Source organism: Bacterioplanoides pacificum (assembly GCF_042648445.1).
Lineage (GTDB): Bacteria > Pseudomonadota > Gammaproteobacteria > Pseudomonadales > Oceanobacteraceae > Bacterioplanoides > Bacterioplanoides pacificum.
Genome location: NZ_JBHRYB010000005.1, coordinates 337,402 through 353,884, shown reverse-complemented (window position 1 = coordinate 353,884; position 16,483 = coordinate 337,402). Strand labels below are relative to the sequence as shown.

At 53.4% G+C, this 16,483-nt stretch carries 14 protein-coding genes; 6 read left to right on the top strand and 8 right to left on the bottom strand.

All coding sequences use genetic code 11. The features are described from left to right. Positions 1-69 precede the first annotated feature (69 nt). The 3 genes from smc to ACFOMG_RS06260 all read right to left on the bottom strand — a co-directional run bounded on the left by smc (position 70) and on the right by ACFOMG_RS06260 (position 5,653). Complete coding sequence (gene smc / locus ACFOMG_RS06270) at positions 70-3,582, bottom strand: chromosome segregation protein SMC (RefSeq protein WP_376865470.1); 3,513 nt, start codon at positions 3,580-3,582, stop codon at positions 70-72. Positions 3,583-3,742: 160 nt separating this feature from the next. Next, the gene (ppk2, locus tag ACFOMG_RS06265) at positions 3,743-4,573 is read right to left on the bottom strand and encodes a polyphosphate kinase 2 (protein WP_376865469.1); all 831 of its coding nucleotides are present in this window, start codon (positions 4,571-4,573) and stop codon (positions 3,743-3,745) included. 84 nt (positions 4,574-4,657) lie between these two features. Next, on the bottom strand, positions 4,658-5,653 hold the full coding sequence (locus ACFOMG_RS06260) for a diguanylate cyclase (protein ID WP_376865468.1): 996 nt from the start codon (positions 5,651-5,653) through the stop codon (positions 4,658-4,660). A gap of 133 nt (positions 5,654-5,786) precedes the next feature. On the opposite strand from ACFOMG_RS06260, the gene murI reads away from it, so the two are divergent. The 4 genes from murI to ACFOMG_RS06240 all read left to right on the top strand — a co-directional run bounded on the left by murI (position 5,787) and on the right by ACFOMG_RS06240 (position 9,391). Further along, on the top strand, positions 5,787-6,611 hold the full coding sequence (gene murI, locus ACFOMG_RS06255; RefSeq protein ID WP_376865467.1) for a glutamate racemase: 825 nt from the start codon (positions 5,787-5,789) through the stop codon (positions 6,609-6,611). Between the two features lie 81 nt (positions 6,612-6,692). Next, entirely contained in the window at positions 6,693-7,244 is a 552-nt protein-coding gene (gene folE, locus ACFOMG_RS06250) for a GTP cyclohydrolase I FolE (RefSeq protein WP_376865465.1), read from the top strand. Positions 7,245-7,287: 43 nt separating this feature from the next. Then, positions 7,288-8,688 carry a cardiolipin synthase gene (cls, locus tag ACFOMG_RS06245; RefSeq protein WP_376865464.1) on the top strand — a complete coding sequence of 467 codons (1,401 nt, stop codon included), beginning with the start codon at positions 7,288-7,290 and terminating at the stop codon, positions 8,686-8,688. A 100-nt stretch (positions 8,689-8,788) separates the two neighbouring features. Further along, entirely contained in the window at positions 8,789-9,391 is a 603-nt protein-coding gene (locus ACFOMG_RS06240; protein WP_376865463.1) for a chalcone isomerase family protein, read from the top strand. Positions 9,392-9,446: 55 nt separating this feature from the next. Here the strand turns inward: ACFOMG_RS06240 and ACFOMG_RS06235 are convergent, their stop codons facing one another. After that, positions 9,447-10,037: an OmpW/AlkL family protein gene (locus ACFOMG_RS06235; RefSeq protein WP_376865462.1), complete on the bottom strand. Its 591-nt coding sequence runs from the start codon at positions 10,035-10,037 to the stop codon at positions 9,447-9,449. A gap of 289 nt (positions 10,038-10,326) precedes the next feature. On the opposite strand from ACFOMG_RS06235, the gene ACFOMG_RS06230 reads away from it, so the two are divergent. Beyond that, on the top strand, positions 10,327-12,090 hold the full coding sequence (locus ACFOMG_RS06230; protein WP_376865461.1) for a hypothetical protein: 1,764 nt from the start codon (positions 10,327-10,329) through the stop codon (positions 12,088-12,090). Positions 12,091-12,100: 10 nt separating this feature from the next. Here the strand turns inward: ACFOMG_RS06230 and pdxH are convergent, their stop codons facing one another. Together pdxH and menA are read right to left on the bottom strand one after the other, a co-directional pair. Beyond that, on the bottom strand, positions 12,101-12,742 hold the full coding sequence (gene pdxH / locus ACFOMG_RS06225) for a pyridoxamine 5'-phosphate oxidase (RefSeq protein ID WP_376865460.1): 642 nt from the start codon (positions 12,740-12,742) through the stop codon (positions 12,101-12,103). 41 nt (positions 12,743-12,783) lie between these two features. Then, positions 12,784-13,647 (bottom strand): 1,4-dihydroxy-2-naphthoate octaprenyltransferase, encoded by an 864-nt coding sequence (gene menA, locus ACFOMG_RS06220; RefSeq protein WP_376865459.1) that lies wholly within the window; start codon positions 13,645-13,647, stop codon positions 12,784-12,786. Between the two features lie 74 nt (positions 13,648-13,721). Here menA and ACFOMG_RS06215 point away from each other — a divergent pair, with 74 nt between their 5' ends. Next, positions 13,722-14,180, top strand: a complete 459-nt coding sequence (locus ACFOMG_RS06215) for an RDD family protein (RefSeq protein WP_376865458.1) — start codon at positions 13,722-13,724, stop codon at positions 14,178-14,180. A 31-nt stretch (positions 14,181-14,211) separates the two neighbouring features. Here the strand turns inward: ACFOMG_RS06215 and lptG are convergent, their stop codons facing one another. After that, on the bottom strand, positions 14,212-15,276 hold the full coding sequence (lptG, locus tag ACFOMG_RS06210; RefSeq protein WP_376865457.1) for an LPS export ABC transporter permease LptG: 1,065 nt from the start codon (positions 15,274-15,276) through the stop codon (positions 14,212-14,214). After that, the gene (gene lptF, locus ACFOMG_RS06205) at positions 15,273-16,343 is read right to left on the bottom strand and encodes an LPS export ABC transporter permease LptF (protein ID WP_376865456.1); all 1,071 of its coding nucleotides are present in this window, start codon (positions 16,341-16,343) and stop codon (positions 15,273-15,275) included. Before lptF ends, lptG begins: the two co-directional genes overlap by 4 nt. Between the last annotated feature and the right edge of the window lie 140 nt (positions 16,344-16,483).

Genomic DNA, 16,483 nt, shown 5'->3' with positions numbered 1-16,483 from the left:
CTCAACAGGCCTTTCCTTGTGATTTGTTAGCGGATTTTGCACTTTTTTGCTAATTGCCGCCGCAATTGGTTATTGGTCAATCATTTCTGCCGCTTCTTCCACATCCACCGACACCAGGCGTGATACACCGGGCTCGTGCATGGTCACCCCCATCAGCTGCGACGCTTTTTCCATCGCGATCTTATTGTGCGTTATATAAATAAACTGAACTTTCTCCGACATAGCTTTCACCAGCCGGGCGTAGCGACCAACGTTGGCATCATCCAGTGGCGCATCCACTTCGTCCAGCATACAGAATGGTGCCGGGTTCAGCTGGAAAATCGAAAACACCAGAGCGATCGCGGTCAGCGCTTTTTCACCACCGGATAACAGATGAATGGTGCTGTTTTTCTTGCCCGGCGGCCGCGCCATAATCGCGACCCCGGTATCCAACAAATCATCACCGGTTAATTCCAGCGACGCATGACCACCGCCAAAGACCTTAGGAAATAATTCCGCCAGGCCGGCGTTCATTTTGTCGAAGGTTTCTTTAAAACGGGTGCGGGTTTCGCGGTCGATTTTATGAATTGCACCTTCCAGCGTCGATAACGCTTTCTCCAGATCTGCATGTTGCGCATCCAGATACACCTGCCGCTCCGACTGGGTTTTGTATTCTTCGATGGCCGCCAGGTTAATCGCCCCTAAACGCTGAATCCGTTCCGCCAGTTTCTGTAACTCCTGCTGCCAGATGTCCGGATCGGCATCAGCCGGCATGGTTTCCAGTACCTGCTCCAGGCTGAGTTTTTCTTCCTGTAACTGCTCAACCAGCGCCTGGCGGCGGATATCCAGTGCCTGACATTCCATCCGCACTTTTTCCAGCTCACTGCGCACATCCAGTGCTTTTTTCTCAGCATCCGCCCGCTTTTGCTCCAGCTGACGTAATTGCGTATCAACCTGTTCCAGCGCATGCCGTGCTGTTTGCATCTGCTGTTCAGCGTCCAGTTTATGCTCCAGCAACTCTTCCAGCTGGGCTTTTAACTCGTCCAGATCACTGCTGTGATCACGCTGCTGATTGGCTTCAATCTGAGCGCGGCGTTCACGCAGGCGCTGCATTTGTTCGGCCAGGCGCGCTACCGCCTGATTGAGACTTTGTTGCCGGGTGGTCAGGCCCTGTACCTGTAACTGCAACTGATGACTGCGGTCTTTATTTTGCCCTGCCGCCATCCGCGCCTGATCCAGCGCCTGCTGTACTGCGGTTTTGCGTTGCAGCAGGCGTTCACGTTCGCCGCTGTCTTCGTCAATCGCCGACATAGCTTCCTGCCATTGCAGCCGGATTTCCTCCAGACTTTCGCGCTCCAGCGTCTGCAACTCACGGGTTTCGCGGATATCCTGTTCCAGTTTATCGCTGCGAATGGCAAATTGTTCGGCCCGGGCCTGTTTGCCCGACAGCTGAGACTTAAGGTGAATCAACTGCTGGCTGGCCTGTTGCAACTCACGCTGAGCCACTTCCCGCTGCTGTTCCGCACTGCGCAGCTTCAGCTGGTCGGCTTCCAGGTCGACTTCCCATTCATCAACCTGAATGTCCAGCTCTTCAATCTGTTGCTCCAGCGTTTCCAGCTCCTGCTGACGCGCCAGCACACCGCCTTCACCGTCAGCACTTTTGGCGACCCGCAACCAGCCGGGGCCCAGCCAGATACCATCGGCGGTAATCACCGATTCATCAGCCTGCAGACTGCTGCGCAGCGCCAGTGCCTGAGTCAGATCATCAGCCGTTCTGACCCGGGCCAGCAAGCCGGATACGTCCTGACCGCTGTGGACTTTATGCAGCAGCGATCCGGCAACCGGTGCAACCGTTGCCGCCGCCACGGCTGCCTGCTGCCATAACACCAACTGACCTTCTTTCAGGTTTGCGAGCCAGTGCTGCACCGGGTCAAGGTCGTCGATGACCACCGCCTGCAGATAATCCCCCAGTACGGTTTCCACCGCCACTTCCCAGCCTTCGTCAACCTGCAACTGCTCGGCCAGTCGCGGCTTACGGGCCAACTGATGGCTTTCCAGCCAGTGGCTGACGGCTTCCGAACCTTCACCCAGCGCCGCTTTCTGCAGCGCATCCAGCGTCGCTTTACGATTGATAAAGTGTTGCAGCTGATGCTTACCATCATCGAGCTGACGCCGCCGGGCTTCCAGTTCATCGCGCGACTGATTGACCTGCTGCTGCAGGCTGTCGACTTTTTCCTGCAGGCTTTCGGACGCCATTTCCTGCTCGGAAACCTCTTCCTGCAACAGCTGAATTTCTTCCAGCTCCGGGTTTTCAGCCAGCTCCCGCTGCTCTCCCTGCAGACGTTCGACCTGCTGTTGTAAGCGCGTCAGCTGTTGCTCTATGTTCTGCATCCGGGTTTGCGCCACTTCGGCCTGGCGGGTCGGCTCACTGGCACGCTGAGTAAACTGCTCCCACTGTTCCTGCCACTGCTGCTGATTCTCTTCTGCCAGCGCCAGCGATTGTGCGGATTCCTCTTCTCCGGCCAGCAACATCTCCAGCTCTGGCTCCAGCTGCAAACGCTGTTCTTCAATCGCTTCCAGCTGGATCTGGTCTTCTTCCAGCGCTCTCTGAGTATCGAGGATGGATTTTTCCACCTCCGCCATTTCCTGATCGAGCTGCAGTGCCATCTGCGCCTGGTGCTCAACCTTTTGTTCCTGACGGGCAATCTGCGAACCCACCTCATAAAAGCGGGCCTGAGCGCGGTTAAACTGCTCGGTTTTGTCGCTGTGCTCCAGCCGCAAGACTTCAATATCGGCATCGGCACCGCGCTGTTCGGCCATATGGGCTTCAAACTGCACTTCATGCTGGCTAATCTGTTGCTCACGCTGACGGTAGTCATTGTCCAGAATCTGCCATTTCAGCGCCTGCAACTGGGCTTTCTTCTGCCGTTCTTCGGCTTTGTATTCTTTGTATTTTTCCGCCGCATCGGCCTGGCGTTTAAGGTGGGCCAGCTGGCGTTCCAGCTCTTCACGGATATCCTGTAACCGCTCCAGATTTTCCTGGGTGCGGCGCATACGGTTTTCCGTTTCCCGGCGCCGTTCTTTGTATTTGGAAATGCCGGCCGCTTCCTCAACATAGACCCGCAATTCTTCCGGCTTGGCCTCGATCAGGCGGGAAATCATGCCTTGCTCGATAATGGCGTATGAACGGGGCCCCAGACCAGTGCCGAGGAAAATATCGGTGATGTCCTTTTTGCGGCATTTGCTGCCGTTCAGGTAATAACTGGACTGGCCATCACGCGTCACCTGACGACGCAGGCTGATTTCGTTATAACTGGCGTATTCACCCCGCAGGGTGCCATCAGAGTTATCGAAAATCAGGTCGACACTGGCTTTACTGACCGGCTTGCGCTCCGCTGAACCGTTAAAAATCACGTCAGTCATGGCATCGCCACGCAGGTATTTGGCGGAGCTTTCACCCATCACCCAACGCACGGCGTCGATGGTATTCGATTTACCGCAGCCATTAGGGCCAACAATGCCCGTCATGTTGGTATTAAAAGGTACCGTCGTCGGATCAACAAAGGATTTAAAGCCCGACAATTTGATCGCTTTCAAGCGCATAATTGACTGATATTTCCTGTAACCGGCCAGCGTTTAAAAGCGGCAGTTTACCATCGCTGCGCGGGCGGTAACATCGGTTTACACGTTTAAACGCCCGCCACCGTCACAAGCCACACAGTTACAGGCCACACAGTTACATGACACAGCGGCGCGACCTCAGTCAGCAGTCCAGCGCATCGGTCGCAGACTGAATAATCAGCGGGTCCGGAGTCAGATCAACAGCGCCGTCTTTGTTACTGTAATCCAGCTGATTCAGTACCACTTTCATGGTGTTCAGCCGGGCACGTTTTTTATCGTCAGAACGCACCACCGTCCAGGGGGCATCGCTGTGATCGGAATAATAAAACATCGCCTCTTTGGCTTCGGTATACGCTTCCCATTTATCCAGTGAGGCCAGATCGATAGGACTGAGTTTCCATTGTTTCAGCGGATCGACCTGGCGCTTCTGAAAGCGCCGTAGCTGCTCTTCACGGCTGACGGAAAACCAGAACTTGAACAAGCGGATTCCGGAACGTACAAACATACGTTCCAGCTCCGGCACTTCACGCATAAATTCCAGATAATCGTGGTTATTACAAAACCCCATTACCCGCTCGACCCCGGCGCGGTTGTACCAGGAACGGTCAAACAGCACGATTTCACCGGCGGCCGGCAAATGCTGAATATAACGCTGGAAATACCACTGGCTGCTTTCGCTGGCATTCGGCTTTTCCAGTGCCACCACCCGCGCACCACGTGGGTTAAGGTGCTCCATAAAACGTTTAATCGCTCCGCCTTTTCCGGCGGCATCACGCCCTTCAAACACGATCACCACTTTCTGGCCGGTTTCTTTTACCCAGCTCTGCATTTTCAGCAGTTCGATCTGCAATTGCTGTTTTTGCTGCTCGTACTGTTGTCTTGATAAAGGTTCGGCGTAAGGCATATGCAATGTTTCAACCGCTTCTGGCTGCCGGGCAGGCAAGGTTATTTCAGCCGTGGCTTTTTGCGTCATACAGGCTCCGCAGGCAATCAATGAAAAAATACTGAGACAGATTCATTACCCTAAACCAGGCGTCTGCTCCGCCCTTGATACAGGTCACTGTTCAACACTGAGAAAGCGATCACGCCCCTGCTTTTTCGCCTGATACAGATAACGATCGAGAAAATCGAGCACATCACTCAGCTGCAACTGCTGATGGGGCCTGGGGGTGATAGAAATATAACTGCCGGAGGCGGATAACGGTACCCGCTGACGCTGGTCGTTCATGACATCCAGCTGCCGGATGGCCTGCTGCACCCGCTCGACAACACGCGCCAGCTGATCCGGCTGGCAGCCGGGCAAAATCAGTGCAAACTCTTCGCCGCCCAAACGACCGAGGTGATCCGTCGGTCGCATCACACGCTTGAGCGTTTTACACAATTGCTTCAGCACCCGGTCGCCGGTGCCATGGCCGTGTACATCATTTACCTGTTTAAAATGGTCAATATCGAGCAGCACCATCGCAAACACATGATACTGGCGCTGGCCCCGCGACCATTCGCGCTGATAAGCACGTTCAAATCCGCGCCGGTTTTCGGCTCCGGTGAGCGGATCCGTCAACGCCAGCCGGGCCTGCTCTTCCGACTGTTTTACCATCACCAGACAGGCCGCCGTAACCGCCGCCAGGTGTTGCATAAAATCGGTCGCCATACCGGGCTGAAAGCGATCATCACTGGCGGAATACAGCCGCAACTGACCGAGGTATACGTCGTTGCGCAATAACGGCAACGCCAGACCACTTCTCCAGGGCGGTGGCGGAGTGACCGAGCCCGCCTCAATGACCGGTACCCGACTCTGAAATTCAAGCTGATTCAGTAACACGCCCTGTTCGATATCCAGAGACTGCAGCATGGTGGCTTTCAGCTCCCCATCCGGATCGCATACCTTAAGAGTCGCCGCATCCAGATCGAACTGGGCGGGTAACCCTTCGAGTAACAGGGTCAGAAAATCCAGCCAGGTCTGGCAGGACAATAATTGCAGCTCAAACGCCTGCAAACGCTTCAGCAGGGCTTCATTCCGCCTGGCGTTTTCCAGTAGCTCCGTCAGCTCCACTCGGATACAGCTCCATTCAACATTGCCGACAGTATAGATGCTGGTTCGGGTTTCACCCGTGGTCAGGCAAAATTAGCGGCAATATGGGTGCATCTTTGTTAGAATCCGCGCTTTCATTCATCCAGTAGCGACAATGACGCAAAGCGTATTATTTTTTGATTCCGGTGTCGGCGGGCTCAGCGTACTTGAGCAGGTTCGCCTGCAGTCACCACAGCTGAATCTGCACTACCTGATGGATGATGCGGCGTTTCCTTACGGCGTCAAACACGATGACGAGCTCAGCAACCGGGTTCTGACGGTTTGTCTGGCCGCAGTTAATCAGCTGCAGCCGGATCTGTTGGTAATTGCCTGCAATACCGCCAGCACCCTGGCACTGCCCTTATTACGTCAGCAGCTGACGATTCCGGTAGTGGGTGTGGTGCCGGCGATCAAACCCGCCGCACAACTGGCCGGCAACGGCCAGATCGGACTGCTGGCCACTCCGGCAACTGTTACCCGGCTGTACATCAGCGACCTGATCCAGGATTTTGCCGAACACTGCAAGGTTGAACGTTTTGGCAGTGCTGAGCTGGTGTGTTGGGCCGAACACTATCTGCACACAGGGGTTGCCCCCGACAACCTGTATGACCATCTGAATCCCTGGTTTCAGCAACACCCACAGATGTCTCATGTGGTATTGGGATGTACTCATTTCCCGTTGCTGAAACCGCTGATGCAGCAGCTGTGGCCCGCGATACACTGGATTGACTCCGGTGCCGCCATTGCCCGCCGGGTAGCGACATTATTAACGCCACAAGCGGACAGCACCGGCCAACTGGCATTACACTGGACCTCAGATCGCCCGGCGCCGGCAGGAGCAAGCCGTTTTCTGCAACGCCTTGGGCCTCTGAGTGACAGCCGGCCACTGGTGCCTCCGGCCGGCTTGCAGCCATCCCCGCGCACAAAAACTTATACATAACACTTATGTTGTATAGGTTTGTTAAATTTGAGTAAACTACTCAGGCATTATTTTTTAGCCCTTTTACACAACGGATAACTCATGTCGAATCTTGACCAACTTTATCACCAGGTGCTCGCCGAACTGGGCGAAGACGTTAACCGCGAAGGCCTGCTGGACACACCGAAACGGGCTGCCAAAGCGATGCAGTTTCTGACCAGTGGTTACACCACCAGCCTGGAAGAAGTGGTCAACGGCGCGGTATTCAGCAGCGATAACGATGAAATGGTCGCGGTCCAGGGCATCGAGTTTTATTCCATGTGTGAGCACCATATGTTGCCGTTTATTGGCAAATGCCACATTGGTTACCTGCCCGATGGCAAAGTACTGGGGCTGTCTAAGTTTGCCCGCATCGTCGATGTATTCGCCCGCCGCTTTCAGATTCAGGAAAACATGACCAAACAAATCGCGAATGCCGTTACCGACGTCACCGGTTGTCGTGGTGTTGGCGTGATTGTCGAAGCGCAGCATATGTGCATGATGATGCGTGGTGTACAAAAGCAAAACTCCATGATGCGCACTTCGGTAATGCAGGGAGTATTCCGCGAAAACCAGGCAACACGTAATGAATTTATGCGCTTGATTGGTATGTAACATTACTCCCATAATTCATTGCCGTACTGGATAAGAGGCTGCAATGGATTTATTCGACTGGTGGTCAATCACCTTTCTGGTGTACCTGCTGGGCATCGTCTTTTCACTCGATGCCATCTGGCAGGGCCGTACCGCCCAGGGTACCATCGCCTGGGGTCTGGCTCTGCTGTTGCTGCCGATCGTCGGAATTCCGCTGTACCTGTTATTCGGCACCCGTAAATTCCACGGCTATCGCCTCGCCCGGCGCCAGGGCGATACCCGCCTTAATGCACTGGGGCACAATATCCGCCACCAGCTCCAGCCCTATGCGCTGCCCTCCGAAGCCGTCACCCAGCCGCTGTATAATTTTTTCCGCCTGCCGCTGACACACTCGAACCGCTGCAGTCTGTTGATTGATGGCGACGCCACTTTTGCAGCGATGCAGCAAGCCATCGACAGCGCTCAACACTCTATTTGTATGCAGTTTTATATCGTCCGTGACGATGACACCGGCCGGCAAATGAGCCAGCGGCTGATCGACAAAGCGCAACAGGGAGTCAGGGTCTACTTTCTTTATGACGAAATCGGCAGCCACGGTCTGAGCCGGGCATTTTTACGCCGGCTGCAACAGGGTGGCGTACAGGTCAGTCAGTTTAACTCCTGGAAACTGCGTCACCGCATGCAACTGAACTTCCGCAATCACCGCAAACTGATGGTGGTCGATGGCCGTCACAGCTTTGTGGGTGGTATTAATCTGGGTGATGAATACCTGGCCTGGGGTAGTGAAGGACGCTGGCGTGATACCCACGTCGATATCGAAGGTCCGGCATCCTTACCGTTTCAGCTGTCGTTTTGCGAAGACTGGTACTGGGCCACCCAGACCATGCCCGACTGTCCATGGCAGCCTTATGCGTTCAGCGACACCCATGATGATGCGGTTATGTGTATTAACACCGGTCCGGCCGACACCCAGGAGAGTGCCAGCCTGTCGTTGTGCCACCTGATTAACCAGGCACAACACCGTATCTGGATAGCCACACCGTATTTTATTCCCGACATCCCCACCCTGGCGGCACTGAAGCTGGCCGCCCTGCGTGGCCTGGATGTGCGGGTGCTGATTCCGCAACAAACCGACAAATGGTTTGTACAGCATGCGATGCAGAGTTACGTCGAAGATCTGACTCAGATGGGCATTCGCTTTTACGCCTACCAGCCCGGCTTTATGCATCAGAAGGTATTATTAATCGATAACAACTGGAGCTGCATTGGCAGCGCCAATATGGATAACCGTTCATTACGGATTAACTTTGAAGCCAACGCCCTGATTCGTGGTAACCACTTTGCCGGCCAGACCGAAACCATGTTACGCCGGGATCTGAACGATGCTAAGCCTCTGCAACCGGAAACATCCGTGCCCAAACGGTTACTGAATAAACTGCTGCGCCTCAGCGCGCCACTCCTGTAATTCCCCGTTAATCGCTGCCGAAAAAGCCATTGCCTGAAACCCGTCATCGGGCTAGATTGATGCAGGCAGGATGCACACAACAATAAAAAAGGGGACGACGATGACCACCGTTCTACGCTTTAGCCTGACACTGTTTCTGATAATCAGCAGCAGCCTCAGCCAGGCACGCCAGATTGCTGACTACAACTTTGCCGAACAACTCAGCCCACAGCCGGAACAACCCGCCCTGTTGCTGAATGGCGCCTCAGTGCGCAGTTATTATTATCTGATCGATACCTACGTTGGCCTGCTGTATATGGAAAATCCGGCCAGTAACGCCCAGCAGCTGATCGACGACCCGGGATATAAACGCATCGTTTACCATATTCTGGTCGATCGGGTTTCCGGGCGCCGGATTGCCAAAGCCATGTACGAAGCACTGCAGCTGAATGTCAGCCGCGAACAGGCGCTGCAACTCGAAGACCGCCTGAACAAACTGGTAAAAATGTTCGACAGTAAGATGGAACGCGGTGATCAGGGCTACGTCGATTATGTGCCCGGTGTTGGCTCACGGGTGGTGATCAAAGGAGAAACAAAAGGCATTCTGCCAGGCAAAGATTTATACGATGCCCTGCTGAAAATCTGGATTGGTGAATATCCGGTATCGCGCCGTTTTAAACAGGATATTCTGAATTACCAGCCTGATGCCGTCGCCGGCAGTTAGCACAAAAAAATCCCTGCCGTGTAATACGACAGGGATTTTATTCAGCGAGCGGTTATCAGAACTTCATACCCGCGCCGACCATAAAGACCAGCGGGTCGATTTCGACATCAGCAACCTTGTTTCCGTTACTCGACAGCTCTGAATCAATATCCATTTTCCATACTGCCACGTTAGCCATAAACTGATCATCGATATCGTAGTTCAGACCGGCAGAGTACGACAAACCCCAGCTTTTTTTCAGCTTCAGATCATCCGATTCGTCAAAGAAGAACGTATGATTCACACCTAAGCCAACATATGGCTGCAGCTTAGATGCCGGATCGAGCAAGTAATATTGAGCAGACACGGTTGGTGGCAGGTGTTTGGTGTCCGCAATTTTATTCCCGTTCAGCTTCACATCGTGGCTGAACGGAGTTGCTGCCAGCACTTCCACACCAACCTGAGGCATCACCATATAGGTTGCGGTAACACCCAGCTGAGTGTCATCACCGATTTGGGCATAAGCGCCACCCACATCAATGTTGTCTTCTTTCGGATTTACATTAACCACACCCGCTTTAACAATAATATCGCCTGCGTCATACGCCAGAGCTGGCATCGCTGCTACTGCAACCGCACTCGCTAACAGGGTTTTTAACAGTTTCATTTAGCACTCCTTAATCATGTGCGTCATAAGATGAGCTCAGATTAAAGCGTTACGCCTGCCCCTTTTTGATACAAATCAAGAAATAAAAAGCGCTCCATCGGTAACCAAACGGAATACGGGGTCAGATCAAAAAAGCCGTTTGTTTTACACTGAACAACTGTTGTTGGCACATTTTTTAAAAAAACTAACCGAATCCTGAGAAAATACGGCCGAAAGGTTAGATTGTCAGGTGCAGTCACAGCTATAGTTAGGCTAACGCCCGCAGAGAGTCCGGATACTGGCTAAACCTATGCTCAACAAAACCAAAGAGAAACGTCGCCGCGTTGGTGTCAAGCTGTTGTCCTACCTGCTGACTTTCAGTTTTGTTGTCACTCTGGTTACTTTCAGCATGATCCTGCTGAGCGATTACTATCGTGGTATTAATGAATACAGCAACAGCATCAGCCAGATCCGCACCAGTTATCAGCAAAGTATCAGTTACAGCCTGTGGAACTTTGACACCCGCCAGATCGATACTCAGCTGGAAGGCATTCTTAATTTTCCCGGTGTGGTTTACGTCTATATCGAAACCGAAAACGATCTTATTCACAGCGCCGGTGACGTCCTGGCGCGCAACGATCAGCGCCATTCGTTCCCGCTGACTTATCTCAGCGCCGGAAAATCCTACAATCTGGGCACCCTGTTTATCGACATCAATTACGCTGGCCTGTATCAGGAACTGGCAGATAAGGCGTTGGAGATTTTATTAACCCAGTTCCTGAAAACGTTTTCCGTGTCGGTTTTTGTGTTATTTATCGTTCGCCTGCTGATTACCCGGCGTCTGAAAATCATGTCGCACTGGGCTGATGAGTTTTCCCTCGACAATCTCGATCAGGTGCTCGACCTGAAAATCAAACATAACGAACGTGATGAACTCGACCTGGTCGCCGAAGCCATTAATAAAATGCGTCATACCCTGAAGCAGGATGTTATTGAACAGGAGCAGGCCAAGGTTCAGCTGGAAGACACCAAAGAACGACTGGCCCTGGCCATTGATAACGCGGCACTGGGTTTCTGCCAGTATCAGAGCGACAAAGACCGCATCCAGTGCAACTATCATTTTGCCGCCTTGCTGGGGGCGACCCAGGCTGAGCTGGAAGCCATGCCCCATCCGATGGAGCGGTTGCGCGATATGATCATTGGTGAACACGGCAACGAACAACGGGAAAAATTCAACCAGCTGTTGTTTGGCCGTATCGGCCGGTTACAGACCTGCCTGCATCTGCAGGTATTGTCGGGTGAAGAAAAATGGCTGGATGTCACCATCCAGATTGCCAGCTACGCCGAAAACCGGCCGGGTGAAATCCTGATTTGCATGGTGGATAAAACCAAAGAACTGAGCGCCAGCCTGCAGGCTCAGGAACTGGCGATTTCGCTGGAAAACAAGGTCACCAAACGCACCGAAGAATTGTATGAAGAACAACAGCGCGCCAAGGTCAATATCCAGAAGCTGACCCAGCAGTTGGAACGGCTGCAACAGGCGCAGAGCAATTGTCTGAACAACACACTCAACCAGCTGATTCTGAAGCAGTTACAGCACAACCATCAGGCCAACCTGGAACTGATCCGTGACTACCTTGATATCGCCCTGAACGGCGAGGCAGAAACCCTCGACCTGAGTCATTGTTTACAACAATGGTGTGAGCAGCAAACGGCACTGGCCGATATTCCACTGACCTTCCGCCTGCCGTTGTCGCTGATTCTGGATGACAACCGGCAGCTGATCCGCTTTATCTGCGAGTGCCTGATTACCAGAGAACCGGCACTGAACTGTACTCAGGCACTGGAATTACGCCTGGCACTGCAGGATGACCAGGCACAGCTGACGCTGACGTTCAGCCTGCAGGATGATTTCAGCCTGGCGAACTGCTCCGATCCTCAGGCGATGCAGCAGCCACACCAGGCGGAACTGTGTGAATTTATCATCACCAGCCAGATGCAGGGTCAGTTCCGGCGTACCTTAACTGACCACACCCTGGTCACCGACATCAGTTTTTCGCTGAGCCGTGACTGACGGCGACCGCTCAGGGGTTCAGACGCTGTTTGCACCAGTCATCCTCTGTTTGCCGCAGATATTCCACCCGGTCGTGTAGCCGGTGTGCACCGCCCTGCCAGAATTCCATGCGCTGTGGCTTCAGCCGGAAACCACCCCAGTGCTCCGGCAACGGTACCTGCTGGCCTTCGTAGCGACGGCTGACATCCGCAAACTGATCTTCCAGCTGCTGGCGATTGTCCAGCGGCTGACTCTGAGCCGATGCCCAGGCACCTAACTGACTTTCGCGCGGACGCGAGTGAAAATATTGCTCCGCCTGCTGGCGGGAGATTTTTTCCACCTCTCCCTGGATCTGAATCTGACGTTCCATCTCAATCCAGAAAAAATGCAGACTGGCTTTATGATTGGCCTGTAACTGCTGGCCCTTATTGCTGTTGAAATTGGTAAAAAATACAAAGCCGTGCTCGTCATAACCCTTGAGCAACAGAATCCGCTGCCATGGCTGACCCTGCTCATCAACACTGGCTACCGTCATGATGGTAGGCTCCGGCGGATTGCTGTCGCGGTATTGTTCAAACCAGGCATGGAACTGTACCACCGGGTTGTCGGCACAGGTGGTTTCATCCAGCCGTCCCTGAGTGTATTCCTTACGGATATCTGCTAAATCGACCATTACGTTTCCTCTGCTCATCTCTGTATCCGATTGTCCGGTTTTCAGCGTGTGTGCCATTGACCTGCAACAAAAACCGCCGCGTATAACAAACAAAACAACGCGCTTTGTGCCAGCTGGCGATTCAGTGCCGCACCATCACGATAAAAAATGCCACGCGCCAGTAATAACGCCACCAGCAACACCACCAAACCACCAAAACCGCTCTGATCACACAACCAGATACCCGGCAAAGCCAGCAGCACCACGTATAACACCCGCGAGGCACCCACCCCTAACAGAATCACAAGGGTATGTTTGCCTGCTTGCGCATCGGAATGACGGTCGCGGATATTATTAACCAGCATAATGGCCGCAGTCAGGCAGCCAAAGGCGGCAGCAGTGAGCCACACCTGCCAGTCAGGCGTCAGCTGATGTAACGTGTATCCGCCAGCCACCGCCAGTAAACCAAAAAACAAAAACACCGTGACTTCGCCCAGGGCGTTGGAAGCCAGCGGAAAAGGTCCGGCACTGTAGGCCAGCGCCGCCAGCAGACTGAGCCCTCCCAGCAGCAGATACCACCAGCCTCCCTGCCAGACAAGATACAATCCGGAAACGGCCGCCAGCAACAATATGAAACGCAGGCCGGCGATTAATTGTTGTGACGTTAACCAGCCACTCTGTGCCGCCCGGGCAGGCCCCAAACGGCCAGCCTGATCCACACCGTGATGAAAATCGAACACATCATTGGCCAGATTCACCGCCACCTGCAACAACAGGGCACAGAACAACACCATTGCCGCCAGTAAAAATGAAAAATTGTCTGTTGCTGCGTTCCAGGCCAGCCACTGGCCAGCCAGTACCGGAGCAACCACAGCCGGTAAAGTTTTCGGGCGCGCTGCCAGCAGCCAGGCCTGCAGGCGGGTCACAGGGAAAGCGCCTGAAGTTGAGCCGGGCTTTTGTTATGATGCCCGCGTTGAAAAAGTTGCACTCCGGAACCTCTATGTCTGATAAAAATTACCCAACCGCGTCGTTAGCGCGCCGCCTGGCGGCAATGGTGTATGACGGCCTGATCCTGCTCGCGCTGTACATTATGGCCGGCTTTGCTCTGGTCGCCATTATTAAAGCGCTCAATAATGGAGAATTCCCGGGCACTTTACCAGCCGCGGTCAATTTCTCCGTATTTTTTATCATCGCCTTTTTTTATTACAGCGATTCGTGGCGCCGGCGTAACGGCCAGACCATTGGCATGAAAGCCTGGGGACTGAAACTGGTCAACGAAAATGACGGACCGCTGCAACTGAGCCAGTGTATGTTGCGGGTCGGCATCGGCTTTTTTTCATTCGTGATTTTTGGCCTGGGTTTTTTCTGGATGTTAATCGACAAACAACAACGCAACTGGCACGACATGGCATCCCTGACCCGGGTGGTGTTTATTCCGAAAGCCGCGCGCCAATCCTGACTTACCCGCAGCCCAAGATGCGTAAAGCGCGTTAACCCGCTTTACGCATCATCAGCAGTCCCACCAACATACAGCCGGCAATCGGAATAATACTGGCCCATACCGGTTCAAAGCCGAACACGATACTGGCCGGCGCCAGCAGTTCTTCGGCGTATTTATACACCAGCCCGACCAGAATACCGGAGAAAATCCGTTGTCCCGGAGTCACTGCCCGCAGCGGCCCGAAAATAAACGAAATCCCCAAAATCACCAGCGCAATGGTGCCCAGCGGCTGAGTTACCTTACGCCAGAACGACAACAGATAATTGTCTGCATTCAGCCCCTGCTGCTGTAAATAGCGGGTATATTGATACAACCCGGAAATCGACATATCACGCGGCAATACCATCACCACATTCAGGCTGGCCGGGGTCAGGCCGGTTTCCCACATCAGGCTGGGTTGGGACTGGCGTTCGGTGTGATCGGAATAAATCAGCACATCCGAAACCTGTTCCATCTGCCATTGGCCACGTTGATAAATAGCCCGTTTCGCCGTGCGTATGCGCTGTAATTCAGACGCCTCATTAAAGCGATACAGGGTCACGCCGTGTAATACACCGTTGGGTTCGATGGCAGTGAAACGCATAAACTCATTGCCTTCACGGTGCCAGTAGCCCCGGCCTTTATTGGATAAGGTTTCATCCTTACCCTGGGCCACGGCCCGTTGTGACTGAGCAATGCGCTCCAGCGGCGGAATAGCGTATTCGGCAATCAACATACTGATCACCATCAGCACCAGCACCGGCTTCATCACCGCCAGCGTAATACGGCCGACGGAAATACCCGCCGCCCTCATCACGGTTAATTCGCTGTTCGCGGCCATACTGCCCAATCCGGCCAGGCAACCAATCAGGCAAGCCATCGGCATATATTCATAAATGCGCCGTGGCAAACGCATAAAAATAAACTGCAGCGCTTCAATAAACTGATATTCACCCTTCAGCCGGCCGAGCTCATCGACCAGGGCAAAAATAGCATCCAGCCCGGCAATCACCACCACCACCATCAGGGTGGCAAACAACACATTGCGGGCAACGTAATTATCCAGCCGGTTCACAGTTGTTTCACCTTACGGCGGCGCAGCCACTCAGGAATGGTTAATAAGCCAACACCAATGGCCAGATACACCGCATGTAATATCCAGATCGGGCCATCGGGATGAATTTTGCCTTTTTCGATCATGCCAACCAGGCCAATAATCAGCGAGATATACACCATAAACAGCACCACCGCCGGGAATAACTTAGCGAATTTCCCCTGCCGTGGGTTCACTTTCGACAACGGAAAAGCAATCAGTGTGACGATCGGTACCATCAGAATCAACGACAAGCGCCAGCGTAACTGCCCCTGATGTTTGCTGTTATCGGAACCAATCAGTTGCAGCGTCGGTACCGCTTCTTTACGCAATTTACGCCGTTCTTCCGGTTCATCGGCAATTTTCACCCCGTATAAATCAAAATCGAGGGACTGCATATCCAGCTGCCCCGGCACCAGGTCGTAACGCCGGCCGTCGTGTAATTCCAGAAAGCGTGAACCGGTTTCGTCACTGACGTATTGCGTGCCACGCTTGGCCACCAGCAAGCTACCGCCATCGGCAATAAACACGTGGCGCATTTCCGATTTATCCGACGACAGACTTTCGGCATAGGTTACCCGGCTGCCTTTTTCAGTACTCTGAAAACGCCCCGGCGCCAGCAACTCAAACTCCGTCAGCTGAGATTGTTTTTTATACAACTCTTCCATTTTCTGCGCCCCCCAGGGACTCAGCACCAGGGTAAAGCTGGCCACAATAGTAGTCAGTACCAGCGCCGGTATCATGGTGTAGCCCAGCAGTTTTTTATTGGAAAAACCGGTGGCGGTTAACACCGTCATTTCACTCTCGGCGTATAACCGGCCATAGGTCAGCAGAATGGAAATAAATAACGCCAGCGGCAAAATCATTTCCAGAAATGACGGCAGACGCAGAATCAGGGTAAAAAACACGATTTCCAGTGATACTTCACCCGCCGCCGCCGATGCCAGCTGGCGAATCAGACGACCACTCATTAAAATCATCAGCAACACAGTGGTCACCGCCACCATGGATCCGGCCAGTTCCCGGGCCAGATATCGAAATAAAATCAAACCATACAACCTTTCGCTCAGACAGCTGCTACTATCAGCTGTTTATTGTTGCCGGACAGCCGTTACAGCCAGGCAGTTTAACAGGCCCGGGGCCTTGTAATCTGAAAAACCGGCAGCATCTACTGTTATTCAGTGAATCA